The organism is Rhodovibrio salinarum DSM 9154 (genome assembly GCF_000515255.1).
In the GTDB taxonomy this organism is placed as follows: domain Bacteria; phylum Pseudomonadota; class Alphaproteobacteria; order Kiloniellales; family Rhodovibrionaceae; genus Rhodovibrio; species Rhodovibrio salinarum.
The window spans coordinates 2,671,719-2,697,457 of the sequence record NZ_KI911559.1 but is presented as its reverse complement, the minus strand read 5'-3'; the positions used below and the strand labels follow the sequence as shown (position 1 = coordinate 2,697,457).

The 25,739-nt window shown below is 64.9% G+C and carries 20 protein-coding genes and 1 riboswitch; of the genes, 4 read left to right on the top strand and 16 right to left on the bottom strand.

Going from position 1 to position 25,739, the window contains the following annotated elements; genetic code table 11:
* Positions 1-85: 85 nt before the first annotated feature.
* The 16 genes from RHOSA_RS22265 to RHOSA_RS0112425 all read right to left on the bottom strand — a co-directional run bounded on the left by RHOSA_RS22265 (position 86) and on the right by RHOSA_RS0112425 (position 20,760).
* Positions 86-976 (bottom strand): ABC transporter ATP-binding protein, encoded by an 891-nt coding sequence (locus tag RHOSA_RS22265; protein ID WP_081728702.1) that lies wholly within the window; start codon positions 974-976, stop codon positions 86-88.
* Positions 973-1,980 carry a FecCD family ABC transporter permease gene (locus RHOSA_RS0112500; RefSeq protein ID WP_051432107.1) on the bottom strand — a complete coding sequence of 336 codons (1,008 nt, stop codon included), beginning with the start codon at positions 1,978-1,980 and terminating at the stop codon, positions 973-975. Before RHOSA_RS0112500 ends, RHOSA_RS22265 begins: the two co-directional genes overlap by 4 nt.
* Position 1,981: 1 nt before the next feature.
* A complete protein-coding gene (locus tag RHOSA_RS0112495) occupies positions 1,982-2,860 on the bottom strand; it encodes an ABC transporter substrate-binding protein (protein WP_051432106.1) in 879 nt (292 codons plus the stop codon).
* Positions 2,861-2,894: 34 nt separating this feature from the next.
* Positions 2,895-4,748 (bottom strand): TonB-dependent receptor plug domain-containing protein, encoded by a 1,854-nt coding sequence (locus RHOSA_RS0112490; RefSeq protein ID WP_027288934.1) that lies wholly within the window; start codon positions 4,746-4,748, stop codon positions 2,895-2,897.
* 320 nt (positions 4,749-5,068) lie between these two features.
* Positions 5,069-5,294: riboswitch (cobalamin riboswitch) on the bottom strand.
* Positions 5,295-5,484: 190 nt separating this feature from the next.
* On the bottom strand, positions 5,485-7,122 hold the full coding sequence (locus RHOSA_RS0112480; RefSeq protein ID WP_027288933.1) for a TRAP transporter large permease: 1,638 nt from the start codon (positions 7,120-7,122) through the stop codon (positions 5,485-5,487).
* Between the two features lie 45 nt (positions 7,123-7,167).
* Positions 7,168-7,731: a TRAP transporter small permease subunit gene (locus RHOSA_RS22260; RefSeq protein ID WP_051432481.1), complete on the bottom strand. Its 564-nt coding sequence runs from the start codon at positions 7,729-7,731 to the stop codon at positions 7,168-7,170.
* Between the two features lie 207 nt (positions 7,732-7,938).
* Positions 7,939-9,033, bottom strand: a complete 1,095-nt coding sequence (locus RHOSA_RS0112470) for a TRAP transporter substrate-binding protein (protein ID WP_027288932.1) — start codon at positions 9,031-9,033, stop codon at positions 7,939-7,941.
* 227 nt (positions 9,034-9,260) lie between these two features.
* Complete coding sequence (locus RHOSA_RS0112465; protein ID WP_051432105.1) at positions 9,261-10,028, bottom strand: arginyltransferase; 768 nt, start codon at positions 10,026-10,028, stop codon at positions 9,261-9,263.
* 71 nt (positions 10,029-10,099) lie between these two features.
* Entirely contained in the window at positions 10,100-11,068 is a 969-nt protein-coding gene (locus RHOSA_RS0112460; RefSeq protein WP_027288930.1) for an alpha-E domain-containing protein, read from the bottom strand.
* On the bottom strand, positions 11,061-12,587 hold the full coding sequence (locus tag RHOSA_RS0112455) for a circularly permuted type 2 ATP-grasp protein (RefSeq protein ID WP_081728700.1): 1,527 nt from the start codon (positions 12,585-12,587) through the stop codon (positions 11,061-11,063). Before RHOSA_RS0112455 ends, RHOSA_RS0112460 begins: the two co-directional genes overlap by 8 nt.
* A gap of 145 nt (positions 12,588-12,732) precedes the next feature.
* A complete protein-coding gene (locus RHOSA_RS22255; protein ID WP_051432104.1) occupies positions 12,733-13,185 on the bottom strand; it encodes an RDD family protein in 453 nt (150 codons plus the stop codon).
* 150 nt (positions 13,186-13,335) lie between these two features.
* Positions 13,336-14,289 carry a flagellar motor protein MotB gene (gene motB, locus RHOSA_RS22250; protein ID WP_081728698.1) on the bottom strand — a complete coding sequence of 318 codons (954 nt, stop codon included), beginning with the start codon at positions 14,287-14,289 and terminating at the stop codon, positions 13,336-13,338.
* 196 nt (positions 14,290-14,485) lie between these two features.
* Positions 14,486-15,778 carry a threonine ammonia-lyase gene (locus tag RHOSA_RS0112440; RefSeq protein ID WP_081728697.1) on the bottom strand — a complete coding sequence of 431 codons (1,293 nt, stop codon included), beginning with the start codon at positions 15,776-15,778 and terminating at the stop codon, positions 14,486-14,488.
* 56 nt (positions 15,779-15,834) lie between these two features.
* Positions 15,835-18,216 carry a penicillin acylase family protein gene (locus RHOSA_RS22245; RefSeq protein WP_037256272.1) on the bottom strand — a complete coding sequence of 794 codons (2,382 nt, stop codon included), beginning with the start codon at positions 18,214-18,216 and terminating at the stop codon, positions 15,835-15,837.
* Between the two features lie 207 nt (positions 18,217-18,423).
* Positions 18,424-19,953, bottom strand: a complete 1,530-nt coding sequence (locus RHOSA_RS0112430; RefSeq protein ID WP_027288927.1) for a malonate--CoA ligase — start codon at positions 19,951-19,953, stop codon at positions 18,424-18,426.
* Positions 19,954-20,055: 102 nt separating this feature from the next.
* Positions 20,056-20,760 (bottom strand): GntR family transcriptional regulator, encoded by a 705-nt coding sequence (locus tag RHOSA_RS0112425; protein ID WP_051432479.1) that lies wholly within the window; start codon positions 20,758-20,760, stop codon positions 20,056-20,058.
* 298 nt (positions 20,761-21,058) lie between these two features.
* On the opposite strand from RHOSA_RS0112425, the gene dctP reads away from it, so the two are divergent.
* From dctP to RHOSA_RS22240, 4 genes are all read left to right on the top strand, one after another.
* The gene (gene dctP, locus RHOSA_RS0112420; protein WP_037256270.1) at positions 21,059-22,069 is read left to right on the top strand and encodes a TRAP transporter substrate-binding protein DctP; all 1,011 of its coding nucleotides are present in this window, start codon (positions 21,059-21,061) and stop codon (positions 22,067-22,069) included.
* A 204-nt stretch (positions 22,070-22,273) separates the two neighbouring features.
* Positions 22,274-22,846 (top strand): TRAP transporter small permease, encoded by a 573-nt coding sequence (locus RHOSA_RS0112415; protein ID WP_027288924.1) that lies wholly within the window; start codon positions 22,274-22,276, stop codon positions 22,844-22,846.
* Entirely contained in the window at positions 22,843-24,162 is a 1,320-nt protein-coding gene (locus RHOSA_RS0112410) for a TRAP transporter large permease (protein WP_027288923.1), read from the top strand. Before RHOSA_RS0112415 ends, RHOSA_RS0112410 begins: the two co-directional genes overlap by 4 nt.
* Before the next feature lie 64 nt (positions 24,163-24,226).
* A complete protein-coding gene (locus tag RHOSA_RS22240; protein WP_081728695.1) occupies positions 24,227-25,732 on the top strand; it encodes a malonyl-CoA decarboxylase in 1,506 nt (501 codons plus the stop codon).
* Positions 25,733-25,739 lie beyond the last annotated feature (7 nt).

Below are 25,739 nucleotides of genomic sequence, written 5' to 3'. Positions count from 1 at the left end.
AATGACCGTCTCATACGGCTGAAGAACGAACGCGCGTCGGCCTCTTTGAGGTCGGCGCGCGTTTGCGTTCGACTGACAATGGAATTCACCGCTTGCTTGCCGATTCCGCTTCAGCCTCATTTGGGGGGCTCTGGGGCTCGTCCAACGGCGCGGCGCGTGCCCAGGGCAAAACGAACGGCTCCCCGTCCTGTACGCCGGTGAGTGCCCGAACGCGGTAGACTCGACGCAGCCATCTGTCCGTTAAAACCTCCGTGGGCGTGCCCTGCACAGCTATGCACCCGCCGTGCAGCAGCAGCAGCCGGTCGCAGAAGCGGGCCGCGAGCGTTAGGTCGTGGAGCACGGCCACCACACCTGCACCCGCCCGAGCAGTCGCTTGCAAGCGCGCCATCACCTCCAGTCGATGATAGGGGTCGAGCCCGCCCACGGGTTCGTCCGCCAGCAGCCATTCCGGCGCCCCGGCGAGCGCGCGCGCCAGCAGCACCCGGGCGCACTCGCCGTTGGACAATTCGGTGGCCGGCCGCTCGGCCAGATGCTCCGTACCGGTGGCGTGCAGCGCCTGTGACACCGCTGCCTGGTCGCCGGCAGCTGGGCGTCCGAAGGCGCGCCGCCGTGGCGCACGGCCCAGCATCACCAGGTCTCGCACCGGCAAGGGCCAATGGGGCCGCTCTCCCTGCGGCTGGTAGGCGACACGCGCGGCGAACCGCCGTCGTGGGATCTCGGCGAGTGGCTGGCCGGCCAGCGTGACCCGGCCGGCGTTTGCCGGCACAAGCCCGGCCAGGGTCCGCAGAAGCGTTGTCTTGCCAGCGCCGTTGGGGCCGATCAGCCCAACCAGCTCGCCCGGTTTCACCGCGCAGTCGATGCCCTGGAGCACGGCCCGTCCGCCCAGCGTGACGTCCAGTGCTTTGGCCGCCAAGACCGGCGTGCCATCGGGGGCGGTCGATGAGGGCGGCCGCGGCTGTGATGTGACGTCGATCATGCGATCCCCCGACGGGTACGGATCACCAGCCAGAAGAAGAAGGGCGCGCCGACCAACGCGGTCACGACACCCAGCTTCAACTCCTGGTTCGCGGTGATGACACGTACCAGCATGTCCGAAAGCAGCAACAGCAACGCGCCGCCCAGGGCGCTGACCGGCAACAGCGCGGCCGGTCGATGGCCGACCAGGGGGCGCAGGACATGGGGCACCACCAGTCCGATAAAGCCGATCGCGCCGGCCACCGCTGTTGCAGAACCGACAGCGAGAGCCGTGCCGAGGACCAGCCGCGTGCGGACCGCGGGCAGGTGGAAGCCGAGGCTTTGTGCCGCATCTTCGCCGAGGGTCAACGCATCGAGCGCAGGCGCCACGCTGGCAAGCAGAACCCAGCCGACCGCCATGAACGGCAACGCCAGCCCCAGATGCTCCATCGACCGGCCGGAGAGCGAGCCCAGCAGCCAGAATACGATCTCCAGCGCGGCGTAGGGGCTGGGCGCCAGGTTGAGCGCGAGCGAGGTCAACGCGGCGGCGAATGAGGTGACGGCGACGCCGGCCAGGATCAGCGTCAGCGTGTCGGCGTTGCGTCCTGCCAGCAGCAGGACCAGCAACACCGCCAAGATCGCCCCCGCGATGCCGCCCAGCGGCAGGGCGAGCGCGAACGCGGCGGAGGCACCGGTATAGAGCGTCAGTACCGCGCCCAGTGCTGCCGCGCCGGAGACGCCGATCAATCCTGGCTCGGCCAGCGGGTTGCGCAGATAGCCTTGCAGCGCCGCGCCCGCGAGCCCCAGCGACGCCCCGATCGCGACCGCCAACAGGCTGCGCGGCAGGCGGATTTCTTGCACGATTACACTGACCACGTCCCCGCGGCCTTCGAGCAGGGCCGTCAACACCACGCCTGGCCGCAGCCCGGCCGGGCCGACCAGGAGGGAGCCCACAAACGCCGCAATCAGTCCCAGGGTCAGCAGCCCTGCGGTCCCCAGCGTCGATGTCGGCGGACGCCACGGCATGTCAGTGCGCCTCCCGGCGTGCTTGCGCCAGACGGCGCACCGCCTCGGCGACTTGCGGTCCTCCGCAGGACCATAAGCGGCGCGGAATACGGGTTACCACGCTGCGTTCGGCCAATGCCTGCAATGCAGGATGGCGCAGCAGTTCGGTCGCCTGGGACGGTGCGGGATCGCGTTCGCTTTGCAGGATCAGAACGTCCGGACGTGCGACCAGCAACCGCTCCAGCGCAAGCGGACTCATGCCGTTCATGCCCTGGTCCGCCGCCAGGTTGGAGAGGCCCGCCGCAGTCGCGACCGCGTGGGGGAGTTCGTTGCGTCCGACAACGATCCCGTTGGGCTGGTAGATCGCGACCGTGACGCGATCCTCGGATCGTTCCTGTGGCGCAGCAGCGGCCAGCCGTGTGTCCAAGCGCCGGATCAACGCGCGGCCCCGCGCCGGCACGCCAAGTGCGTCAGCGATCTTGCGGATTTGACGGCGGACATCGGTCAGGTCGCGCGGCGGGCCGATCTGTACCACCGGGTAGCCGAGCCGGCGCAGCAGGTGCACCGTGCTGCGGTTCCCGAAGGTACCGGTCAACACCAGATCGGGATTCTGCCGTAGCACCTCTTCCGCCTGGCCGTGATTGACCGGCAGGCCCTGGGCCCTGTCGGCGACCGCGGAATAGAGCGGATCGGCTGCCAGCACGGAGACCGAGGCAATGCGTTCTGGCTCCGCCAGCTGCACAAGCAGCTGGTCGGTGCACAGGTTGAGCGACACCACGCGTTGCGGGCGCTCGGCGGCGGCCGGCGTCGACCCGGCCGCCGCTGGTCCCCAGGCCGTCAAGAACACGACCAGTATTGCGGTCGCGACGTGCCATACCTGCATCGGACCCATCTTGGTCATACAATCCCTCGTCCCATCGACGTCGACAGCCAGCCTAGAAACTCAGCCGCGTGCCGACGAACGCCTCAAGCCCCGGTGCCTTGAAGCCGTCGGCGGTTTCATAGTCGTTGTTCGTGAGGTTCTCGACCCGGGCCGTGATCTCGGACCAGTCGTTGATCCGGTAGCTGCCGGCGACGCGGGCGACGAGGTAGTCGTTGAGGTCAACGCGTCCGCCGTTCAGGCCGATGTCTGTGACCCCGGCGATGCCACGCAGGCCGCCGCTCAGGGTCAGACGATCGGTCGGCCGCCAACGGGCTTGTACCGTCACCTTATGCTTGGGCCGCCGGACCAGACTCTGGCCGGTGTCCGCATCTTCCGCTGAAAGGTAGGTGTAGTCGACGCGCACGCTTAACCGGTCCAGCGGCTCAACCGCCACGAAGGTTTCCACGCCCGAGGTTTCGATGTCGGCGTTGTTCACTGTCGTCGAGTTGAAGTTCGAATCGAACACCGTGGTCACACCATCTTCGATATCGTTCTGGAAATAGGTCGCCCCGAAACGCACGCGCGAGTCCAACAGGGGCTGCTCGAAGCCAACCTCCCAACCGAAGCTCTTTTCGGCGTCCAGGTCGGGGTTGCCGCGGAAGGCGGTGCCGCTGTTGCTTGGCGTGAAGCCGAAGCGTTCGAACAGGGAGGGCGTCTTGAAGCCGGTGCCCACGCTGCCTTTCAGGCGTGTGCCGGTCGCCTCGATCTCGTAGCTGGGCGCGACGTGCCAAGTCACCTGGCCATCGAAATCCTCCGGCTTGTCGTAGCGCACGCCGATGGTGCCGGAAAGCTGCGAGGTCAGTTGGTAGACGTCTTGCAGGAATAGCGCGGTGGTCGTGGCATCGGCGTCGGATCGCTGGCGTTGTATAAAGCCAGAGAAGTCCTGCACACCGCTGGATTTAAAGGATTCCTCGTAGACCTCCGCTCCGAGGATCAGGGTATGATCGTCGTGTACGTCGAGTTCGTTTTCGAAGCTCGCCGACGCACGGCTGCCTTCGTTGACGGTGTTGGTCCGGGTTCCGCTGAACGCATCCGGCCGGTTATCGTTATCGCGCCGGAAGTCGGTGTAACCGAGGCTTAGCGTCGGGCGGTAACGGCCGTCCCAGAAGTGGCCCGACAGCTCTGCGCCGGTGATGTAGCGGCGCGTCTGTTCCACGCTGTTCGGGTCTTCCGGATTGTCATCGAGATCCAGCTCGCTGTCGGTCACCTCGGCATAGAATGACGCGTCGAGCTGCTCACTCAGATCGATGCCGAGCCGGCCGGCAGCCTTCAGCAGTTGATAGCTGTCGTCTTCCGCCGGTGCGCCCGCTGGGCGGTAGCGCTCTGGGGTGATCGTATCGCCGTCGGTCGTTATGCCGCTTAGCGTGGCGTCGAAGCTGACCCGGCCCTGACGTCCACGCAGGTTGCCGCTGCCTTTGAATGTGCCCAGAGTGCCGCCTTCGACGCTTGCGCTGCCGCGCACACCCGCACGTTCCGGTCGTCGAGTGATGATGTTGATGACGCCAGCGATCGCATCGCTGCCGTAAAGCGCGCTCTGCGGCCCACGCACCACTTCGATGCGTTCGATGTTGTCTGTGGTCAAATCGGCGAAGTTGAAGGCGCCACTGGGGGTTCCGGGATTGCTGATCCGCTGGCCATCCAGGAGCACCAACGTCTGGTTGGAATTCGCCCCCCGCATGAAGATTGACGTGGTGGTGCCGCGCGGTCCGTTGGAAACCATGCGCAGCCCGGGAACCGTGTGCAGCGCCTCCGTTACGGTGCGGTATTGCTGCTCCTCGATCTCTTGCCGGTCGATCACCGTGACCGAGGCGCCAACTTCCTCGATCCGGGTTGGGACGCGCGTCGCGGTCACCACGACTTCGTCCATCTTTTGCTGCGCAACGGTTGGCGATGGCGCCGCCATAGCAAGCGACAGGGTAAGAGGCGCGGCCAGAAGGGCAAGACGGCCGGTACCGACCACGCTCCCGCGCGGTAGTTTTGTGGGGTAACCCATGGTGTTCAGCTGAGCCTCCCGCTCATGCAGGTCCTGAAAGCGAGATCCCGGATGGCATGACGGGTGTGCAAGCATGGGCGGCGGCACGCCATGCCCAACTCCGCACGAACCTTGCTGGCTCGCGCGTGAGGGAGGCGTGCATCATCTTCGACAGATTCTGCCCCGCCCCGGCGGATACACCCCGTCCTCCGGGTCTCAACGATGCGCGGGTGGCAGGTCTCCTGGCTCGCGGGTCATCGCCGGGCGCTCGGCCTTCCCGGATCCGTGGATCCAGTGGATGCACAATTGAACGCCGGCTCGCCGCTTACAGTTGCGGGGGCAGCCACGGCCTTGGTCCGACCTGTAGGGATCGGACCGCACCGCGTTCCCTCTCTCCAATGCCGGGGTGTCCGAGGGCCGGACACCACGACACAAGATCGTTCCCGCCGTGCGGCGGCGGGAAACCAACCCTAGCGATTTTGACTACAGCATGCCGAATGTGTCGCTGCAAGGCACATTCAGACGCACCCGTCGTTGGTGGTTGGACGCCGGGAGAGACGACCGGTGCAGATCGTCTGACCCAACACCGTAGAGAGGCGAGTTCTGTCGTCGTGATCCTGACGCCGTGTGCTTATCCGAAAATCACGCCGGGCAGCCAGGTGGCAATACCTGGGAACAGCGCGAGGATCGTCAAGCCGATCAGCTGGATGCCGACGAAGGGCAGGGCCCCGAGGTAGATGTTCTTGGTCGAGACCTCCTTGGGGGCGACCCCCCGCAGATAGAACAGCGCGAAGCCGAACGGCGGGGTTAGGAAGGAGGTCTGCAGGTTCATCGCCATCATCACACCCAGCCAGACCGGCGAGATGTCCGACTGCAACAGCACCGGCGCGACCAGTGGCACGACGACGAAGGTGATCTCGATGAAGTCCAGGAAGAAGCCCAGGACGAACATTACCAGCATCACGATCGCCACGGCTGTATAGATGCCGCCCGGCATGTTGGTCAGCACGTCCTGCACCAGCTCATCGCCGCCCAGGCCGCGGAAGACCAGCGAGAACACCGTCGCGCCGATCAGGATGATGAACACCATCGACGTGATCTGCAGGGTCGAGCGGGCGACCGGCCGCAGGATCTCCGCGCGCCAGACGCGCAAGAGACAGACCAACAGCCCCCAGGCCAGCAGGAGTGACAGGAGCATCGCGGCAATGATCCCGATCCAGTCGCCCGTTGGAATCTCGTCGCGCAGGATGCGCAGATCCATGAAGTTCTGCAGCAGCAACATGCCGACCAGGCTGGCGAAGGCGATATAGACCGGCGAACGGCCATCGTTGTCCAGCAGCCGGGTCAACGTGGCCGTGAAGCGGTCGCTCGGCGCGGGCAACGCGTTCAGTTCGACCAGCCGCAGGCCGGCCAACAGCGTCGCGCCGACCGCCCCGACGCTGGCCGCCTCCGTCGGGGTCGCGACGCCGGCCAGGATCGAGCCCAACACGGCGATGATCAGGACGATCGGCGGGATCAGGGCGTGCAGCACCTTGCCCAGCATGGCGCTGCCCGTTTCTTCCGTATCGCGCGGGATCGGCGGCGAGCTTGACGGGCGCAGGAAGGCGACGAGCGCCTGGTAGCCGATGTAGAGACCGACCAGCATCAGCCCCGGCAGTAGGGCGCCGGCGAACAGATCACCGACCGACACCGGCTCTGGCGACCAGTTGCCCATCTCCCGTTGTGCGGTGGTGTAGGCGTTGGAGATTTGGTCCCCGAGCAGCACCAGCACGATCGACGGCGGGATGATCTGGCCCAGCGTACCGGACGCGCAGATCGCTCCGGCGGCCAGCTTCTGGTCGTAGCCGCGACGTAGCATGGTCGGCAGCGATAGCAGCCCCATGGTCACGACGGTGGCGCCGACGATTCCGGTGCTGGCCGCCATCAGGGCGCCCACAATCGCCACCGAGAAGCCAAGCCCGCCGCGCACCTGGCCGAACAGCTTGCCCATGGTATCGAGCAACTCCTCGGCCACCTTCGAGCGTTCCAGCATGACGCCCATGAAGATGAACAGGGGCACCGCGACCAGGATATCGTTGGTCATCGCGTTGCCGTAGATGCGCGAGGGCAGGGCGCCGAAGAACGACATGTCGAACACGCCCAGACCCCAGCCGATCAACGCCCAACTCAGGGCCGTGCCCGCCAGCGTGAAGGCGACCGGGAACCCGAGCAGCAGCAACACGCACACGCTGGCGAACATCAGCACGTCGAGAAACTCGGCGATCGGCATGACTCAATCGGGTCCAGGAGTTGGTCTTGAGGGGAAGCGAATTGACTAGGCGCTCGCGTGGGCTTCGTCGTCCGAGCGTTCCGGGGCGGCGTATAACTGGTCCGCGCTGAGGGTGCCGGTGAGGACCATGAAGGCCTTAAGTCCTTGCGCGATGCCCTGCAGGACCATCAGGACGCAGAACACCAGCACTACGGTCTTGAGCAGGAAGACGGCCGGAATGCCGCTGGTTTCCCGAGAGCCTTCCAGCGAGGTCCAGGACGAGACAACGTAGGGCCAGGAGTAGATGAAGATCAGCACGCACACCGGGATCAGAAAGAGCACGTAGCCGGCGAAGTCCACCTTCGCCTTCCACTTCAGGCTGGCGTCCCGATAGAACACGTCGACGCGCACGTGGCCGTTGTGCAGCAGGGTGTAGGCGCTGCCCAGCATGAACATCGAGCCGTGCAGGTAGACGATCGATTCCTGCAGGAAGAGCGAGCCCACGCCGAAAACGTAGCGCAGCAGCACCACCACGAACTGGACCAGCACCATGGCCAGCGTGAACCAGGCGACGGTGACGCCGATGCGGCTATTTAATTGGTCGATCGCCCGGAAGAGCGTGCGCGCCATCGTCAAGACCCCGTGATCGTCGGGCAGGTGGGAAACGCGCGTGTTCTGGCCGCCGGCACGTCACGCGTCAAGCCAAACGACCCGGTTCGCCGGGAAAACCGACGATGACCGGGGCGCTCGACTTGTTTACCGGTTAGGCTGATCGGAACCGAACTTCCGAGGTTCGTCTCGATCTCACAAAGCGTGTCTTGCTCTTGAACGACGGCATTACCCGTCGGAAAGCGTAAGTGCGCGCGCGTTCAGGTATTCACGGTTCGCGATGTCGGTCCAGCGGATCATCTTCTCCCTGAACGCCGTGTAGCTCTCGTAGATTCGTTTCGTGAGCGCGCTTTCCTGCGCCGTGTCGGCGACAACGTCACGCGAGGCTTCCCCCAGGGATTTGAGGATATCGTCGCTGAAACGATGCAACTGCACCCCGTGTTCGTTGATCAATGTGTCGAGGGCATCACCGTTATTCGCATCAAACTCGGCGAGGGTGTAATCGGCTTCGGCCAAGCAGGCGGCTTGGATGACCGCATGGTCCGCATCAGAAAGGTCATTCCAGACCTTGCGGTTGATGCCGCACGAGAGCGCGGCATTCGGCTCCTGATAGCCGGGGTAGTAATAGTGTTTTGTGATCTGGTGGAAACCGAAGGCGAGATCGTTCCAAGGCCCGACCCATTCAGCGGCATCGATCGCACCTGACTGGAGAGATGTGAAGATCTCGCCACCGGGCAGGGTCACCACATTCGCGCCGACCTGGCGCATGACTTCGCCACCCAAACCGGGCGTGCGGAACTTCAGGCCCTTTAGGTCTTCCAAAGACTCAATCGGTTGCCGGAACCAACCGGCCATTTGGGCGCCGGTATTGCCGCATAGAATCGGTTTAATGTTATATTGTGCAGACAGTTCATCCCAAAGTTCTTGGCCACCACCATAGTGAATCCATGCATGCATTTCTTGCGGCGTGAAGCCATAGGGGACGGTGGTAAAGAAGGCAAAACCGTTGGACTTGCCTTGCCAGTAATATTCTGCGGCATGGTAGAGGTCGGCTGTCCCGCCCGAGACCGCATCGAAGCTCTCCAAGGCAGGAACCAATTCGCCAGCCGCAAAAACCTTGACGTCAAGGCGTCCGTCCGAGGCCTGGGTGATCCGTTTAGCGAGCCTTTGCGCACTTGTCCCAAGACCTGGGAAATTTTTCGGCCACGGCGTGACCATCTTCAGGGTCTTCTTGTCCTGCGCGATCGCAGGGGCGCTGAACGTGGCGGCGCCGGCGGCCACGGAGCCGGCGGCGGTGGTGCGGATAAAGTCGCGGCGTTTCATTAAGCGCGTATCCTCCCCGGAAGTGGATGTGTATCGGGATTCACGACGCGAGGGTCGTGTCCCGTTTCTACAATTGATGCTCTGGTCTTCGCGCGTTGGTCGCGTCCGCCGTGCAGCGCGCCCAAGCGCGGTAATCCCAGATTCCAGGCGAACAATAGGGGTGATTCCCTGACCGGGCAAGCCAGCCCCATGCGCCCGCGCCGGAGCCTCCCTCTCGATATCCGTGACTAATTGGCCGACGGATCAAGGTCGCGCCAGCCTTGGGGGCCGAGCGCTTCCAGCGGGCGAAAACGGATTTTGTAGGCCATCTTGCGCGATTGCGCGATCCAGTAGCCAAGATAGACGTAGCGTTGGCCGCGCAGCCGGGTGTCGCCGATCGCCCAGTGGATCATGTAGCTGCCAAGGCTGCGCGCGTGTGCGTCTGGATCAAAAAAGGAATAAACGGCCGAACAGCCGTCATCCAGCAGGTCCAGCAAGCAGGCACCGACCAGTCGGCCCTCACGGTCGCGGAATTCGGCCAGGCGCGTTGCCGCCGCCGTCTCTTCCACCATGGCCCGGAAGTCGCCGTAGCCCATCCGGGCCATGTCGCCCTCGGCGTGCCGGCTTTTCAGGTAGTGCTGAAAGAGCAGATATTGCTCGTAGGTCGCTACTGGCGGGCGCAGCGTGCCGGTCAAGTCGGCGTTGCGCCTGGCGATCCGGCGGAGCGACTTCGATGGGGCGTAACGCGTGGCGTCCACGCGCACAGGCACGCATGCCTCGCACCCGCGACAGGCGGGGCGGTAGGCAAACAGGTGGGAGCGTCGAAAGCCGGCGCGTGACAGATCGGAATAGCTGTCCGGCCAGCCGCGCGGGCTGAGCTCGGTGACCAGCTTGCGTTCCTTCTGGCCCGGGAGGTAAGGGCAAGGCGTCTCCCGAAGCACGAAGAAGCTCTGCGGTCGGCTTGCCCGCGTGAGAGGTGCTTCCGGCCGGTTGGCAATGGTCGATCCGTCATTCATATCCATAACAGTGACCCCGCGCCGGGTTTGCGTCTAGGCCCGCTGGAGCCTTTGCATCTTATTCGGGCACGTCACTCCGCCGCATCCGCCCGCGCGTAACCGAAGAAATCCCGGCCAAGCGCCTGACCGACCTTGATCAATTCCGTTTGGAGCCGGTCCAGGTATTCGTGCAGCCCGCCTTTCAGCACGTCGCCGATCCGGGTGTAGCGCATCTCGTTGCGCAATTCGTCCAGGCGCTCCATCGCGTCCGCGCCGCCGGACAGACCGTAGTAGCTCCGCAGCTCGTACAGTTTCTCATCGACCGTTTCGACGCAGCATACGACCGACCGCGGAAACGACTGGTGGAACAACATAAAGCCTGCGACATCCGCTGGGGTCATGCCGGAGGGGTGCACACGGCGGAACGCGTGATAGCCGGATACCGACCGGAGCAACGCATTCCACTGCGAGACGTCGAGCGGCGAGCCCACGTCCTCCACGCTCGGCAACAGCAGGTGATATTTGGTGTCGAGCGCGCGCGTGGTCTGGTCGGCGCGTTCCAGGCTGCGGCCCAGCTGATAGAAGTACCAGCCTTCGTCGCGGTAGAAGGTGCCTTCGGTGATGCCGTAGTGGGTGTTGCAGCCTTCCTTCACGAACGCGCAGAACCGCGTCAGACGGGGTTTCTGTACCTCGTCTGCCGACATCGCGCGCAGGCGGTTGTAAAACATGTTCATCTGCGTCCACATCTCGGTCGAGATCAGGGGACGCAGGGTGCGCGCGTTCTCTCGCGCGATCTTGAGCGCCGAGACGATCGAGGAAGGGTTGGTTTGGTCCAGCGTGTAGAACTGGATCACCCCCTCGGCCGTGGGCGTGCCATAGATCTCGCGATAGCGCTTGTCGTCGGCGAACAACTGCAGCACCGACGACCAGTTCTGGCCACCACGGCTGTCGCGCGAGAAGGTTTCGTTGACGTCGATGATCCGGGCGACGTTCTCCGCCCGCTCGACGTAGCGGGCGAGCCAGAAGATCGCTTCGGCGTAGCGTGCCAGCAGGTTACTCAAGGACCCAGGTATCCTTCGATCCGCCGCCTTGGCTGGAGTTGACGATGATCGACCCACGCCGGAGCGCCACCCGCGACAGGCCACCCGGCAGGACCCAGGTCTCTTTCCCGGTCACGGCGAAGGGACGCAGGTCGACGCGGCGGGGCTCGATCCCCTCGTCGACCAGGGTGGGTGAGACCGAAAGGTCGATCATCGGCTGCGAGATGTAGTTCGCCGGGTCGGCGAGCAGCTTTCCCCGGCAGTGGTCGAGCTCTTCCTGGCTGGCGTGCGGGCCGACCGTGATGCCGTAGCCGCCGGCTTCGCCGACCGGCTTGACCACCAGCTTGTCCAGGTTGTCGAGCGTGTACTGCAGACCTTCCTTCTCCCGGCAGATATGCGTCTCGACGTTCTGGATCGCCGGGTCCTCGCCCAGGTAGTACTGGATGATCCGCGGCATGTAGGCGTAGACCGCCTTGTCGTCCGCGATCCCGGTGCCGACGGCGTTGGCCAGTCCGACGTTGCCCTTCCAGTAGGCGCGCATAAGGCCAGCAACGCCCAGCATGCTGTTCGGGTTGAATACCTCCGGATCCAGGAAGTCGTCATTGATCCGCCGGTAGATCATGTCGACCCGCTGCAGGCCGCGGATCGTCTTCATGTAGACGCGGTCGTCCTCGACCACGAGGTCGCGTCCCTCGACCAGCGGCACCCCCATCTCGCGGGCCAGGAAAATGTGCTCGAAATAGGCGCTGTTGTAGGTGCCGGGTGACAGCAGGACGACAACCGGATTGTCGACCCCCGCAGGGGCCGTTTCGCCAAGCGCCTCGCGCAGTTTCTGCCCGTAGTTGGAAACCGGGCTGATCGGCACGCTTTCCATCAGATCTGGGAAGGTGCGCAGCATCAGGTGCCGGTTCTCAACCACATAGGAGACGCCGGAAGGCGTGCGCGCGTTGTCTTCAAGGACGTAGAAGGTGCCGTCGTGGCCGCGGATCAGGTCGGTCCCGTTGATCTGGACGTAGGTGCCTTGCGGCACGTCCATCCCTTCCATCTCCGGGCGGTAGTTGCTGTTGCCCAGGACCAGATCGCGCGGGACCACCCCGTCCTTCAGGATATTGCCGTCATGGTAGACGTCCCAGAGGAACTTGTTGATCGCGGTCACCCGCTGGCGCACGCCGTATTCCAAGGTGCGCCAGTCCGGCTGGGCGATCACCCGGGGAATCACGTCGAACGGGAGAATGCGGTCGATCGCGTCCTTCTCGGTATAGACCGTGAAGGTGATGCCGAAGTTGTAAAGCTCCAGTTCCGCATCCCGCGCGCGGGCGCGCAGGCTGGCCTCGTCCATCTGGTTGATACGTTCCAGGATGGTCTTTGTGGACTCGCTGACCTGACCGCTCAGGCCGAGGAGTTCGCAGTACGACCCGCCAGGATCGTAGTTTGACAGCAGACCCGGAAGTTGAACCGGTGCCGCCGGCCCCCGGTTGGCGCCCGTCTGCGCTTGGTTCTGCGCCGCAGACGCCTGCGACTGCTGCTTACCGGCGGTCATGGGCGGAAAGGACCTCCAGGAGCGAATGTGGGCGCGGGGGCCGCGACAATCCGCGGCAAACGGCAGGGGAAATTGAAATAAGCGCAGTCAGTATGGCAGGAGAGGCGCGTTTTTGGCGAGTCGCTAGCAAGCGCGTGCCGCAGGCTCACGCCGGACGTCCCGCGGCCGGAACGTGGGCGGCACGGACGACAACCGTGGCAGCCAGCATGTCGTGCGCGGCCCGGCGTCGGTCGCTGAATAAGGGCACCAGCATGATTAGACCGGAGGTCAAGCCAAAGCTGGCATAGAACACCACGGCCATCAGGAACCCCTGCGCCAGGCCGCAGGAACGCCCCCGCCAGTCGCGCACCGACAGGTTCATCGCGCGCATGCCCGGCGTGGCGCCGAACCAGTGGATGGTCATCGCCGCATAAATCGACGGCAGTAGCGCCATCAAGGCAGCCTGTACCGGCGCCAATGCCCCGAAAGTCAGGGCGGTGGCCAGCATCGCCAGGAAGCCGATCGCCAGATAGACGAAGCCGAGCAGGAACAGATCGATGAAGAAGGCCAGCGTGCGCCGCCATAGCACGCCGTCATAGAGTTCCGGCGCGGTCATCATGTCAGGCGCGTCGCCGTCCCAGATCCGGACTGCCGGGACAGGGGTCGGGCGGGCATGTTGCGTGTTGCGGCGCGTCATTACCCGGTAGCATGGCGCCACGGGCCCGGCTGTGCAATGCCCGCTGCATCCGTCGCGAACGGGAATTTCCTACTATTGTTCGTTCGGCTCGTCGCGGATGATCGACGGCCCGTTCTGGAGGCCGTTCGGCTCTCGTTCGCCGGCCCCGGTCGCCTGCTTCATCGCCTCGGCCTGATGATTCTGGTTAAGCAGGATGATCGAGATGCGTCGGTTACGCGGGCTATCCGGGTCGTCTGGGACAAGCGGATCCTGTGCGGCACGGCCGACGACCTGGCCCACGCGGTCGCCGTCCAGGCCGGCCTGCTGCAACACGCGGCGGCTGGCGTTCGCGCGGTCGGCGGACAATTCCCAGTTGGAGTAATCGCCGCCGCCGTTGAACGGCGTCGCGTCGGTGTGCCCTTTGACCGCCACCTGGTTGGGGAGGCCCTGGATGGTCTCGGCAACCAACCGCAGGAGTTCGCGCGTGTGCGCTTTCGGTTCGGCGCTGCCAAGCTTGAACATCGGATTGCCGCGCGCATCGACCAGCTGGATGCGCATGCCCTCCGGGGTGTGGTCGACCAGAACCTGATCGGCCAGCTCCGCAAGCTCCGGAACCGCGGCCATCGCGGCCTTGAGCTTGCGCTCGGCTTCCTCGAAATCCCGCTGCTCGCGTTCCGCCAGCTCTTTGGCGAGATCTTGGACCTCTTCCTCGTTGGCCGGACCGGAGGGGGAAGGCAGGCTCATATTGACGCCCACCGGCGCGCGGTCGCTGATCAGCGCGCCCTCGTCGCTCATCGTGCGTCCGCTCAGGATCTTCCCGGATCCGGAATCGCTGAGCGTCACGCTGTTCGGCGTGAAGTAGTCGGCAATGCCTTCCTTCTGCTCTTCCGTGGTCGCGCTGATCAGCCAGAGCAGTAGGAAAAACGCCATCATCGCGGTGACGAAGTCAGCGTAGGCCACCTTCCAGGCACCGCCATGGTGGCCGCCGTGTCCGCCCTTCTTCTTCTTTTTGATGACGATGATCGGACGGTTGGAGTCCTCGGCCATGAACGCGCGAATCCTGTCTGGTAAAAAGCAAGCGAGGACATAACGGACCGGCACTGCACGCGCCGACGATGGCGCGATGACAGCCCGTTGCACCTTGCAGAAGCTTGCCCGACAGTGACTCCGAGGCGGTTAAAATGCCGTTTATCGGCGCGTCCGTCCCCTCATGACCCGGCGGGTGCGTTGAGGCGGCTCACACTTAGCTTGGGCCATCCGCGGACAGGGTGGATAGGATGCGGGTCTGGAAGCCGCCGGCGCCCAACGCATCGATGATCTCGCGCACGTGCTCGCGATTACGGGTTTCGACGACGCAGTCGATCTCCGCCCGGCGGACGGGGACGTCGTGGAACAGACGCTGGTGGTAGACCTCGACGATGTTGGCGCCGGTCTGCCCGATCAGGCCGGAGACCTTGGCCAGTACGCCCGGCGCGTCGTTGATGTGGACGCGCAGGCGCACCAGCCGGCCATCGCGCACCAGCCCACGCATCAGCACGGAGGCTAGCACGCGCGCGTCGATGTTGCCGCCGCAGATCACCAGGCCGACCTTGCGCCCGGCCAGTTGGTCGCGCAGGCGGCTGGCGGCGGCGAATGGCGTTGCGCCGGCCCCCTCGGCAACGATCTTTTGGTATTCCGAGAGCACCGTAACGGCGGTCTCGATCTCGTCCTCGGTCAGGAGGACGTGTTCGCTGACGTAACGCTCGATTACCGGGCGGGTCAGCTTGCCGGGGCTTTTCACCGCGATGCCGTCGGCCAGCGAGGCGCCGCCGGAGGACGGCTGCTGACCACGGATCGCCTGATACATCGATGGGAACAGCTCGCTTTCGCAGCCGATCATCTGAATCTCGGGCTTCAGCGATTTGGCCGCGATCGCAGTGCCGGCCATGACGCCGCCGCCGCCGATCGGCACAACGATCGTGTCCAGGTCCGGCTGGTCGGTCAGCATTTCCAGCCCGAGCGTTCCCTGGCCAGCGATCGTCGCTGGGTCGTCGTAGGGATGCACAAAGGTCAGGCCTTCGTTGTCCATCAGCTCGCGCGCGGTCTGGGCGGCCTCGTCGATCGTCTCCCCGACCTGGACAACGCGTGCTCCGAATGAGCGCGTGCGCTCGACCTTCGAGAAGGGCGCCGTCTCTGGCATCACGATGGTGGCCGGGATGCCCAGGCGCTGGGCGTGGTAGGCGACTCCCTGGGCGTGGTTGCCGGCCGACATCGCGATCACGCCGGTCGCCTTGGCGTCTTCGGGCAAACTAAGCAACTTGATATAGCTGCCCCGATCCTTGAACGAGCCGGTGAACTGTAGGTTCTCCAGCTTCAGATGGATCTCGCAGCCCAGCATGTCCGATAGACGCGTGGCGTAGATCAGCGGCGTCCGCACGACCTGGCCCTGCAGCTGATCCGCCGCGGTCTGGATGTCGTCCAGTGAGACCGGATCCTGCGGATGGTCGTCGCGACCGGTGCCATCGCTTGTGGCGGCGGGATGGGCGAGGGCGGTCATGGGGCGGTCTCCTGGGGACGTGCAGTGTCAGGCGATCATGCGACAGAATGCCGACTCTAGCTATTCCCGGGAGTCAGCCTGAGGCGCTCGGCGTCTTCTTGTTCGCCGCCGACCAATTTTAGGAATTCGCCGTCGCGCCAGGCTTCGGCCAGGCCGCCGAAGTGCGGCGACAGCGGGTTGCCGGATTGCCCGTCGGACAGCATGAAGACGGAGCTTTCCGGTGGCTTGGACAGGTCGTGCACCATCCGCAAGGTGGGCCCGTGGATATGGCTGTAGCGCCGGTCGGCGGGAGCGTCGTAGTCGCTGCCGCCGCGGTTCACCGTCTCGTCGCCACCAGGGGTACCGATCTGTGGGGTGAACAGGCCGTTCAGGACGGGAATACGTGAGAATAGCGGATGCGGAAAACGCGCGACGTGCGCGTCCCCCCACTGCCATCCGTCCGCTTCGCCGAAGCGGTCGTTCAGCTGGTCGATCGCGGTGTCCAGGGCGCTTGTGACCTGCTCTGTGCAGGTTTCTGTCCGGTCCGGGGTGTCGGTGTCATCGCACCAGGCCGACTGTTCCTCCAGCGCCCGCAGGATCAGCCGTGGGTCCGGACGCGAAAAGCGGCGGAACGACCCGGCCAGCTCATCCTCGAACAAGGCCCGGTTCAGGTTGTCGATCCAAGCGGTGAACACCAGCGGCGCCGCCTCGGCGTAGTTCATGTGGCGGTCCCAACCGCTCAACAGCTGGTGCGCGGCCTCTTGCCGGCTGTTCTGCGGCGGATACGACAGCAGCGTGTCGAGCAGCATCTCTGCCTTGGTCGAGCGGGTGTCGAGCAGGATCCGCTCCATCGCGGCGATGTCGACGGAGCCTTCCGCCTGGTCGAGCAGCCGTTCGATGCGTTCGGCCCGCCAGGGCGGAGGCCAGTGCGCGGCGATCAGGTAGGGATAGGCGTCGTCGACCAGCCGGTTGTTCGCGTTGACCAGTCGACCGCGCTCGGGGTTACGGGCGTGCGGCAGGTCCGCGTAGGGGATCATGCCGGTCCAGTCGTACTCGCCGGTCCAGCCCGGGCGCGGCAGGGTGCCATCGCCGGCCTTGCGGATCGGTACCCGGGCGGCGGCGATCAGACCAACGTTGCCCGCGCTGTCCGCCAGGAACAGGTTCTGTTGCGGGGCGTTGGCATCGCGCATCGCCTCCAGCGCGCCGTCCACGGTCTTGGCCGCGTTCACCTTGTAGAGCGCTTGCGGCGTGGTGTCGTCTGCGCGCAGCGCCGGCCAGGCGAGCGCGACAACCTGGTTCGTGCCGGCCAGGGTCCGCGCTGCCTGCACGGCATCGGAGATCACCGGACCGTGCCGGGTCTGCCGGACGGTTAGCTCCACCGGGTCGCTTTCCGCGACCTGGATCGTTTCGGTCGAGGTTTCGAAGCGCGCCCAGCCGTCGGGCGTGCGGTAGCGACGGGCGTCTTCGGGATCGACCTGTTCGAGGAACAGGTCCTGGGTGTCGCTGTGCGTGCTGGTCAGGCCCCAGGCGAGGTCGCTGTTACGGCCCATGATGGTGAAGGGCACGCCCGGCGCCGTGGCCCCGACCAGTGTGCGCTCCGGCGTCTCGATCCGTGCCAGGTACCAGTGTCCTGGCGCACGCAGGCCGAGGTGCGGGTCGTTCGCCAGCAGTGCACCCCGGCCGTCTTCGCGCTGCAGCGCCCAGGCATTGGAGGCATCTCGCGGTTCCAGGCGCGCGGGCAGCAGATCGGCCAGCTGGCGGTCGAGCGCGCCCAGCGCCTGGCCGGTTGCGGCGTCCGCCAGGGTGGTTGTCTGATCGCTGCTGCCATCGGGGTAGAGGAAGTCCACCTGCACTGCGTCAAGCCGCGCGCTCAGCGCCGCCCGGGTCAGTTCGGCGCGGTAGTTGCCGGAAAGCTGCAGCGCCATCAGGCGCAGCCAGGTCAGGCTATCCTGCGGGGTCCAGGTCTCTGGCGCGTAATCCAGGATCTGGAACTCCAGCGGCAGCACAGGATCGCTCTCGATAAAGGCGTTCACCCCGGCCGCGTAAGCTTCCAAGGCCGTCTGTGTCTCGGCGTCCAGATGCTGTACCTGCTCGGCCGCGAGGTCGCCGAGGTCGAGGATGCGCATGAAGCGGTCGAGCCCGACCGTGCCCTGACCCGCGACCTCGGACAGGCGTCCCTCCGCCGTGCGGCGCATGAAATCCATCTGCCACAGCCGGTCCTGAGCGTGCAGGTAGCCAAGGGCGGTGTAGGCGTCGCTGAGGCTTTCCGCGCGGATGGTCGGGATGCCGTGGGTGTCCCGGGTGACCGTGACCTCGGCCGACAGGTCGGCTAGCTGGGCCGTGCCTTCGGTCTGCGGCAATGACTGGCGCAAATAGAAATAGCCGACGAGCACGACGATCGCCGCGCCGCCAAGCAGGACGGGGAGGGCGAGCAACGCCCATTTCACGAAGCGGTTCATGGGCTGGAGGATCGCACGCGTGTGCGATTCGACAAGACGGTAGCGGAGACGAGCGCGCCGTTATCCGTCAGACATCCTTCGGCACCTCCGCTGTTGTCGGAGTGCTCAGCATGAAGTCTAGCTTTTCCAGATAGATAAAGGCCTTACTTCATGCTGAGCGGCGCCGGAAGGATCCTGTCGAGGCACGTGGCACGGCTAATCGGCGGTCTACGCCGCGCCCTGGAAAGTGCTTTCGTACTCGCTGCGCAGTTGCGCCTTCTGGACCTTGCCCATGGTGTTGCGCGGCAATGTGTCGGCGAAGAAGATCCGCTTGGGCGTTTTATAGCCGGCAATCTGGGTACGGCACGCGTCGATCAGGCCCTTTTCGCTCAGCGTATCTTCCTTGCCGGCCTCGGCTACAACCATGGCCGTGACGGCTTCGCCGAAATCCGGGTGCGGAACACCGAACACAGCGGATTCCTTGACCCCGTTCATCGCGTCGAGGGTCAGTTCGATCTCCTTGGGATAGACATTGTAGCCGCCGGAGATGATCAGGTCCTTCGCCCGGCCGACGATGTGGACGTAGCCGCGATCGTCGATCTTGGCGTTGTCGCCGGTGATGAAGAAGCCGTCCGGACGGAATTCCTCGGCCGTCTTTTCGGGCTTGTTCCAGTAGCCCTGGAACAGGTTGGGGCCTTTGATCTCCAGAATGCCGATCTCCTCGGTGCCCAGCACCGTGCCGTCCTCCTTAGCGACGCGCACCTGCACGTTCGGCAGCGGGAAGCCGACGGTGCCGGGGCGGCGTTCGCCGTTCAGCGGGTTGGAGGTGATCATGCCGGCTTCCGTCATGCCGTAGCGCTCCAGGATCTCGAAGCCGGTGCGCTCCTTGAACTGGCGCCAGGTTTCCGGCTGCAGCGGCGCGGAGCCGGAGACGAACAGGCGCATCTTCGCCACAAGGTCCTTGGTGAAGTCGTCGCGCTCCAGCAGGCGGACGTAGAAGGTCGGCACGCCCATCATCACGCTCGCCTTGGGCAGCAGGCGCGTGACCTGATCGGCGTCGAACTTGGGCAGGAAGAGCATCTTCGAGCCGTTCAGAAGGGCGGTATTGGAGGCAACGAACAGGCCGTGGACGTGGAACAGCGGCAGGGCATGCAGCAGCACGTCGCCGTCCTGGAAGCCCCAGTAGCTGTGCAGCGTGCGGGCGTTGGACTCCAGGTTGCGGTGGCTCAGCATCGCGCCCTTGGAGCGCCCGGTGGTGCCGGAGGTGTAGCAGATCGCCGCCAGGTCGTCGGGGTCGCGTTCCACCACCTCGCGCATCGGCGTGACGGCGTCCAAGCCATCCGTCAGTGTGCCAGCGCCGGTCGGGTCCATGTTCAAGACCGCGCTCACGCCGGCTTCCCCCGCGATCGGCGCCAGCTCGTCAGCGCGCCGGGGATCGCAGACGAAGCAGCGCGGCTGCGCGTCCGACAGGAAGTACGAGACTTCCGGACCAGTGTAGGCGGTGTTGAGCGGCAGATAGACCGCGCCGGCCTGGAAACAGGCGAGGTAGGTGAACAGCGCTTGCGGCGACTTATCGACCTGGATGGCCACGCGGTCGCCCGGTTCCACGCCGGCCTCGACCAACCGGCGGGCCAGACGGCCGACCTGATCCGTCAACTGGGCATACGACCACGTCGTTCCGTCGGCGAGCTCGATGGCCGGGGCGTCACCGCGTTCGGAGAAGACGGCGAGGAAGCGTTCGTAGAGGTTGCCACTCATGTGATCCGGGAACTCCCCAATTGAGGTTCTTCTGCGTGCTGATCGCCAAAGCTATCACGGTCGTTGGGTGGCTGCGGCCAGACACCCGGTTGAATGCCGGGGTCAAGCGCTGTCGACGGCCGTTCTTTGCTCGGGCGAATGGGCGGCAAGTTCGGCGAATGTGTCCGCCTGGATGGTGACATGTCGGCGCATCGCGCCTTCCGCGGAGATGGCGTCGGCCTGCCGGATTGCGTCGACGATCTCGGCATGTTCGCGGCAGGAGGTCTCGATCCGCCCCAGTCCGGCCAGCTGCGTGCGCCGATAGGGTTGCAGTCGGTTGCGTAGCTGGCGCGTCTGCTCTGCCAGATAGGCGTTGTGACTGCCGGCGTAGATCGCCTCGTGGAAGGCGAGGTTGGCGTCATAGTAGTCGTTCGGCCGCGCCGGGTCGGCTGCGTCGATGCAGGCCTGCAGCGTCTGCTCCAATTGCGTGCGTTCGGCCTCGGTCATCCGGCGCGCGGCGAGGCGGGTACACAGCGCTTCGAGCTCTGCCATCACTTCGAACATCTGGATCAAGTCGCTAAGCGACAGCCCGGCGACGACGGCTCCTTGGCGCGGGCGCGTCTCGACCAGTCCGGCGGACGCGAGGCTGCTCAAAGCTTCTCGTACCGGGGTTCGGGAGACGCCGAAGCGTTTTGCTAGGCCTGCTTCATCCAGCCGCGTGCCACCGGCGAGCTGGCCCGTGGCAATCTCTTCCTCCAGTTGGCAGCGCAACCGGTCGGCGAGTCGCGGCTTGCGTCCGCGGGGGGCTGTGGCAGGTTTATCTTGCACGTTCGCGTTGTGGGCTGTCCTGTCCGGGACCATGGCGGTTTTTCCGTGTCGCCCGCTTTCTGGATGATTTTATGCAATCTTGTCTACTTTGTATACAAAGATTGCTTGTTTCAGACCCACGTTTACGCTTTCCTAGGCTGACCGGGCGGCGCAGGGTGTCAGTCCGGGGCGCCGGGTCCAACGCCGGCGGTTGATCAATCGGCCGACAAGAGCCGTCTCCATCCAGCCCGGTTGCGAAGGCGCAAAGTCCAGTCCGCCGGGCGTAAATCGATAAAAGTCTGTGGGAGGTACCATCGACATGAAACACTTCAAGCGCCCAAGCCTGGGCAGTGTGCTTACGACCGGCGTCGCCTTGGCGGCGGTGGTCGCGCTCAGCGCGCCGGCATCGGCCGAGCGGCTGCGTGCTTCGCACCAGTGGCCGCAGGACGATGTTCGCGGCAAGATGGTCGAGATGATCAAAAAGGAGGTCGAGGCCGCCGACGTCGACCTGCAGGTCCGGGTCTATCCCAGTGGTTCCCTGTTCAAGCCGAAGCAGCAGTGGGACGCGATGACCAAGGGGCAGTTGGACATTTCCGCCTTTCCGTTGGACTACGCGTCCGGCCGGCACCCGCAGTTCTCCGCGACCCTGATGCCGGGTCTGGTGAAGAATCACGATCATGCAAAGCGCCTGAACGATTCCGAGTTCATGGACCAGATCAAGCAGATCATCAATGAATCCGGTGTCGTCGTGCTTTCGGATGCGTGGCTGGCCGGCGGCTTCGTCGGGAAAGACTTCTGCGTCACCACTCCGGAGAGCGTCGAGGGTAAGGTGATGCGCGCGGCCGGTCCCGCATTCGAGCAGATGCTGGCCGCCGCGGGTTCGTCGATCAACTCGATGCCGAGCTCGGAAATCTACTCCGCGATGAATACCGGCGTTCTGGACGGCGCGAACACCTCCTCTGGGTCGCTGGTCAGCTACCGCATCTACGAGCAGTCCAGCTGCCTGACGCCTCCAGGCGACTATGCGCTGTGGTTCATGTATGAGCCGATTCTGATGTCCAAGCGTTCGTTCGACCAGTTGAACGAAGAGCAGCAGGAAGCCCTGATGACTGCCGGCGAGAAGGCCGAGGAGTTCTTCTTCGAGAAAGCCAAGGGTTTGGATCAGAAGCTGGTCGACACCTATAAAAAAGCCGGCGTGAAGGTCACCGAGATGACCAAGGAGCAGTACGACGCCTGGATCGATGTGGCGCAGGAAAGCTCCTACAAGAAATTCGCCGAGGAAGTCGACGGCGGCGCCGAATTGATCGAGAAGGCGCGCTCCGTCGATTGATCTGACGGCGAGGTTTCCAGGTTGGCGGCCGTCCGGGCGCGCGAGGCCCGGACGGCCACGCCACTGGTCTGAAGCGATACCTTAAATAATAGACGCAACCCTTTGTCTTTGGGACAGAACATGCGCTGCGACACCTCCGAACTCAGTCGGTTGTGCCGGGTGGCACGTCCCATCCGTTCCGCGCCAGCCTTTGGGGCCGATGTCATGGACCTCTTCGTCGTTTTGATCTGGCGGCTGTCGCGCGCCTGCGGCGTGATCGCCGCCGGGCTCCTGGCGGCGGCCGTCGCGGCCGTGTGCCACCTCGTCTTCGTGCGCTATGTCCTTAACGAGAGCGCGATCTGGCAGCACGAATTCGTCACCTTTTCGGTTATCGGCGCGACGCTGATTGGCAGCCCTTACGTGTTGTTGAAGCGCGGTCATGTGAACGTCGACCTGCTGCCGCTCTACCTTGGCCATCACGGCAAGATGGCGTTGGCCCTGATCGCCTCGCTGCTGTCGTTCGGGTTCTGCGCGCTGCTGACCTATTACGGCTGGACCTTCTGGCACGAGGCCTGGGCCAACAACTGGCGGGCGGAGACGGTTTGGGCGCCGCCGCTGTGGGTGCCCTACGCGGCGATCCCGCTTGGTTTCGGGCTGACGGCCGTGCAGTACTTAGCCGACATTTTGGCCTTGTTGACCGGCCGTGACTTACCGTTCTCGAGTTCGCATCTGGAAGCGGACGATGCGCTGGAAGAGGCGGGCAGCGGGCCGACACTGTCCGGAGGACGTGATCGATGAGCGAGCTTGAACTGGGCCTGCTGATCGGGGCCGTGACGATCTTCCTGCTGCTGCTCGGCATTCCGGTTGCCTTCGCGCTCGGCATCGTGTCGCTGAGCTTTCTGGTCTACTACGACGGCTTCTTCGCGCTGGAGTTCGTGCCGGACGTCTTCTACGGCGGATTGGACAGTTTCGCCCTGCTGTCGATCCCGATGTTCATCCTGATGGGTGGGGCGATCGCGTCCTCGCGCGCCGGCGCCGACCTGTACGAGGCGATTGACCGCTGGCTGTACGGCGTGCCGGGTGGCCTGATGGCCTCCAACATTGGCGCGTGCGGCATCTTTGCCGCCTTGTCGGGGTCTTCGCCGGCGACCTGTGCAGCGATCGGCAAGATGGGCATCCCCGAGATGCGCCAACGCGGCTATCCGGCCAGCGTGGCGACCGGGTCGATCGCGGCGGGCGGCACGCTCGGCATCCTGATCCCGCCGTCGATCACGATGATCGTCTACGGCATCGCGACCGAGACCTCGATCGGGCGGCTCTTCCTGGCGGGCCTGCTGCCGGGCGCCATGCTGATGGCGCTGTTCATCGCCTGGGGGCTGATCGATGCGCGGCGCAAGGGCTACCGCTTCGTCACGCCGGGGATGAGCTACTCGCTGCGTGACAAGCTGGCGATGCTGCCCAAGGTCGGCCCCTTCCTGCTGATCATCGTCGGCATCCTTTACGTGCTTTACGGCGGTGTCGCGACGCCGTCGGAAGCCGCGGGCGTGGGCGCGATGCTGTGCCTGGTGCTGGTCATGGTGATCTACGGCATCACCAAGGGCCGACAGCTCTGGATCATTTTCCGGGATTCCATGAAGGAATCGGTGATGATCCTGATGATCATCGCCGCCGCCGAGTTGTTCAGCTACATGATGTCGTCGCTGTTCATCACGCAGTCTTTGGCGCAATACATCGCCGGGCTGGACATGAATGCTTACCTGCTGCTGGCGTGCGTCAACCTCTTCCTGCTGGTGGCTGGCTTCTTTCTGCCCCCGGTGGCGGTGATTTTGATGACCGCGCCCACGCTGCTGCCGATCATCACCAACCTGGGGTTCGACCCGGTGTGGTTCGCGGTGATGATGACAATCAATCTGGAGATCGGCCTGATTACCCCGCCGGTCGGCCTGAACCTCTACGTCATCAACGGGATTGCCCCGGATGTGAAGCTCCCCACGATCCTCTGGGGCGCGCTACCGTATATGCTGTGCATGGTGGTTGGCATCATCCTGCTGTGCATCTTCCCGGAGATCGCACTTTGGCTTCCCGAGGCCGCAATGGGGCCCTCGATCCAGTAGGAGACGTCATGTCCGGTCGGTCCAAGGGCCGTCGCCGGCTGCAACACCAAGAAGGATCGCGGCGATGAGCGAACAGGAAACGACGGTCGCCCAGCCCAGCAATGGCAGCGCGGCGGACGCCGCCGAGCGTGGCTCAGGTCTGGTCGAGCGTACACTCGCCAATCTGTCGGTGGCCTGGCGCGATGTTGCGGCCGGTGCGGCCCGGACGGTCGGTCTGTCGGTGCCGGAATCCGCGCCGGACGACAGCCGCGCCCTGCGCCGGCTGATGCACGAGTGCCTGGAAGCGCGTGGCGGCGAGGTGTCGGCGCGGGGCCGGGCGGCCGAGTTGGGCCGGCGCTACCTGGAGCTGGATGCCGACGGTCGACGGCGCTTCCTGAAGCTTCTCGCGCACGAGTTCGCCTGCGACCCGGACCGGGTCGCCGAGGCGATCGGCCAGGTCCAGGCTGCCGTGGACGATGATCACCGCTTGGTCGCCGAGGCGGCCTTGCGCCGCGTCCTGGTGCCGCCGCGGGTCAAGATCCTGACTCAGTTCAACGCCTTGCCGGATGGGGTGAAGTTCTTGGTCGACCTGCGCGCGGACCTGCTTCAGGCGCGCGGCGACGACCCTTACATGCGCCAGCTGGAAGGCGACCTGCGGGAGTTGCTGACTTCCTGGTTCGATGTTGGCTTTCTCGATCTGCAGCAGATCACGTGGCATTCGCCCGCGGCGTTGCTGGAAAAGCTGATCGCCTATGAGGCGGTGCACGAGATCCGTGACTGGAACGATCTGCGCAACCGGCTGGACAGCGACCGCCGCTGCTTTGCGCTGTTCCATCCGCGCATGCCCGACGAGCCGCTCGCCTTCGTCGAGGTTGCGTTGACGGCGGAGATGGCCGCCAGCGTGCAGCGGCTACTGGACGAAAGCGCGCCGGAGGATGACCCCAAGGACGCCAAGGCGGCGATCTTTTATTCGATCACCAACACCCAGCGCGGTCTGCAAGGGATCTCCTTCGGCGAGTATTTGATCAAGCAGGTGGTGAACCACCTTTCGCACGAACTGCCGCAGATCGAGACGTTCGCGACCCTGTCGCCGTTACCGGGCTTTCGGACCTGGCTGGATACCGCGCCCGAGGCCACGCTCGACGCTCTGGTCGAGGACGGCGAGCGTAAGACGCTGACGCGGCTGAGCGGGCAGGACAGTTGTCGCGCTGCCTTGCAGGTGCTGCTGGCCCGTTCCGAGTGGCCGGACGATTCGTCCGTGGCGGGGGCCCTCCAGGGGCCGTTGCGTCGGCTGGCGGCGCGTTATCTGCTGGCCCGGCGCGACAATGGCGCCCCGATCGATCCCGTTGCACGCTTCCACCTGAAGAACGGCGCCCGTCTGGAACGGATCAACTGGCTGGGCGACATCTCCGCCAAGGGGTTGCGGCAAGCCGCCGGGGTCATGGTCAACTACCGCTACGATCTGGACGACATCGAAGCCAACCACGAAGCCTACATGCGCGAAAGCCGGGTCGTGCTGGGCAGCGACGTCCAGCGGTTGCTCAAGGGGTGGAAAGACCACGACGGCAAGCCGCTGCGCCGCTTAGCCTAACGGTTCC

What these genes read in the sequence shown, in the direction of transcription:
- RHOSA_RS22265 (WP_081728702.1), bottom strand. Translation starts at nt 976, where the DNA reads ATGATCGACGTCACATCACAGCCGCGGCCGCCCTCATCGACCGCCCCC.
- RHOSA_RS0112500 (WP_051432107.1), bottom strand. Translation starts at nt 1,980, where the DNA reads ATGCCGTGGCGTCCGCCGACATCGACGCTGGGGACCGCAGGGCTGCTG.
- RHOSA_RS0112495 (WP_051432106.1), bottom strand. Translation starts at nt 2,860, where the DNA reads ATGACCAAGATGGGTCCGATGCAGGTATGGCACGTCGCGACCGCAATA.
- RHOSA_RS0112490 (WP_027288934.1), bottom strand. Translation starts at nt 4,748, where the DNA reads ATGGACGAAGTCGTGGTGACCGCGACGCGCGTCCCAACCCGGATCGAG.
- RHOSA_RS0112480 (WP_027288933.1), bottom strand. Translation starts at nt 7,122, where the DNA reads ATGCCGATCGCCGAGTTTCTCGACGTGCTGATGTTCGCCAGCGTGTGC.
- RHOSA_RS22260 (WP_051432481.1), bottom strand. Translation starts at nt 7,731, where the DNA reads ATGGCGCGCACGCTCTTCCGGGCGATCGACCAATTAAATAGCCGCATC.
- RHOSA_RS0112470 (WP_027288932.1), bottom strand. Translation starts at nt 9,033, where the DNA reads ATGAAACGCCGCGACTTTATCCGCACCACCGCCGCCGGCTCCGTGGCC.
- RHOSA_RS0112465 (WP_051432105.1), bottom strand. Translation starts at nt 10,028, where the DNA reads ATGAATGACGGATCGACCATTGCCAACCGGCCGGAAGCACCTCTCACG.
- RHOSA_RS0112455 (WP_081728700.1), bottom strand. Translation starts at nt 12,587, where the DNA reads ATGACCGCCGGTAAGCAGCAGTCGCAGGCGTCTGCGGCGCAGAACCAA.
- RHOSA_RS22255 (WP_051432104.1), bottom strand. Translation starts at nt 13,185, where the DNA reads ATGATGACCGCGCCGGAACTCTATGACGGCGTGCTATGGCGGCGCACG.
- motB (WP_081728698.1), bottom strand. Translation starts at nt 14,289, where the DNA reads ATGGCCGAGGACTCCAACCGTCCGATCATCGTCATCAAAAAGAAGAAG.
- RHOSA_RS0112440 (WP_081728697.1), bottom strand. Translation starts at nt 15,778, where the DNA reads ATGACCGCCCTCGCCCATCCCGCCGCCACAAGCGATGGCACCGGTCGC.
- RHOSA_RS22245 (WP_037256272.1), bottom strand. Translation starts at nt 18,216, where the DNA reads ATGAACCGCTTCGTGAAATGGGCGTTGCTCGCCCTCCCCGTCCTGCTT.
- RHOSA_RS0112430 (WP_027288927.1), bottom strand. Translation starts at nt 19,953, where the DNA reads ATGAGTGGCAACCTCTACGAACGCTTCCTCGCCGTCTTCTCCGAACGC.
- dctP (WP_037256270.1), top strand. Translation starts at nt 21,059, where the DNA reads ATGAAACACTTCAAGCGCCCAAGCCTGGGCAGTGTGCTTACGACCGGC.
- RHOSA_RS0112415 (WP_027288924.1), top strand. Translation starts at nt 22,274, where the DNA reads ATGGACCTCTTCGTCGTTTTGATCTGGCGGCTGTCGCGCGCCTGCGGC.
- RHOSA_RS0112410 (WP_027288923.1), top strand. Translation starts at nt 22,843, where the DNA reads ATGAGCGAGCTTGAACTGGGCCTGCTGATCGGGGCCGTGACGATCTTC.
- RHOSA_RS22240 (WP_081728695.1), top strand. Translation starts at nt 24,227, where the DNA reads ATGAGCGAACAGGAAACGACGGTCGCCCAGCCCAGCAATGGCAGCGCG.